Here is a 1,385-nt window from a genome sequence, read left to right on the forward strand (position 1 = left end):
GGGGAGTGGGGGATCGGGAGATCCGGGGCGGGTGAGGGTACGACGGCCACGGGCCACGAGGCGTACGCAGACGCGTTGTTGGAGCAGTCGGACGCGGGAAGGAGAAAGTTCCCGGCACGTCTCTGTGACGTCAATCACACCGTGGTGCCGGTGGGGCAAACGAGGCGAACTCCCGTTGTTTCGGCATCTGGTGCTCTTCTCTCCGGGGTGGGTGAGACTGGCACGATGGCTGCCATGGGGGCCGGAACCGCACTCCGACTCGGGCGCACCGCGCTGTTCGCGGTGGTCTGTGTCGCCGTGTCCGGACTCGGCCACGCGTTGATGTCCGGTGCACCCCTGCCGCTGCTCGTCCAGGCCGCCGTGCTGTTGCCGGTGTGCGGGGCGGGGTGGTGGCTCGCCGCACGGGAGCGGAGCGCTCCGGTGACGGTCGCCGCCCACGTCCTGGGCCAGTTGGGGCTGCACGCCTTCTTCGCCGGTGCCGGGTCCTGGCTGCCGTCCCGGTTCGGCGCGCACCACTCGGGCGGCGGGCACCATGCGTCGTCGGGTGCGATGGACCACTCCGCGCACGAGGTCCCGATCGGCGGCTCGTCGGACCTGATGGGGCTTCTGGCCGCCTTCGACGGCACGGTCTTCACGCTCGGCATGGCCGTCGCCCACGCCCTGGCCGGGCTGATCTGCGGCTGGTGGCTGTGGCGCGGTGAGGTCGCCCTCGCCCGGCTGGGCCGCTGCCTCGCGCTGTTCGTCCGTGCCCCGCTGCGGACTGCCTGGCGCCTGTGGTCCGCGGCCCCGGCCGCCCCCGTACCGCCCGCCCGGCGGCGTACCCGCCGCGAGCCCGCACGCCGCCCGCAGGGCCTGCCGGTCCGGCACGCCATCTCCCGGCGCGGGCCACCGTTCTCCCTCCGTCTCCTCTGACCTCCATCCGCCCTCCGGCCTCTGTGCGCCGGAGGCGGTACGGGTGTGCGCCCGCGCACGCCCGTGACAGGCATGCCGGTTCTCCGTGTCGCCCGCGTTCAGCGGTTGCCCGGGACCGGTGACCGGAGCCGGGCGACCGCTGCCGCGGCTCCGCAAGGACGCGAAGGACTGCTGTGACACTTCCTGCTCCCGCACTTCCTGCTCCCGCACTTCCTGCTTCCGCACCGACGGCGGCCGTGCTGCCGGTTGCCGCGCGACCGGCCTCCGCCCGCCGTGCCGTCGCCGCGCCGCCGACCGCACCGCCGACCGCCTCGCCGCCCGCCGCCTCGTCCGTCCGGGCCCCCGTCACCCGGCCGCCGGTCATCCGCGTGTCCGCCCCCCCGCCGCCCCCCCCCCCCCCCCCGCCCCCCCCCCCCCACGGCCGGCCGATAACCGCCAGGGCGCTCGCCGCGCGCGGCGGGGCCCGGGCGGCC

Annotated in this window: 1 protein-coding gene; it reads left to right on the top strand. The window is 76.0% G+C overall.

Annotation, left to right across the window (positions count from 1 at the left end; genetic code table 11):
- Window positions 1-234: 234 nt before the first annotated feature.
- Entirely contained in the window at window positions 235-912 is a 678-nt protein-coding gene (locus tag JS521_RS35680) for a hypothetical protein (protein ID WP_205086992.1), read from the top strand.
- The last annotated feature ends 473 nt before the right edge of the window (window positions 913-1,385 follow it).

The sequence above is a fragment of the Streptomyces durocortorensis genome, assembly GCF_016901035.1.
GTDB classification, from domain to species: domain Bacteria; phylum Actinomycetota; class Actinomycetes; order Streptomycetales; family Streptomycetaceae; genus Streptomyces; species Streptomyces durocortorensis.

Excerpts from the sequence above, each read along its gene's own strand:
- JS521_RS35680 (WP_205086992.1), top strand. The coding sequence starts at position 235 with ATGGGGGCCGGAACCGCACTCCGACTCGGGCGCACCGCGCTGTTCGCG.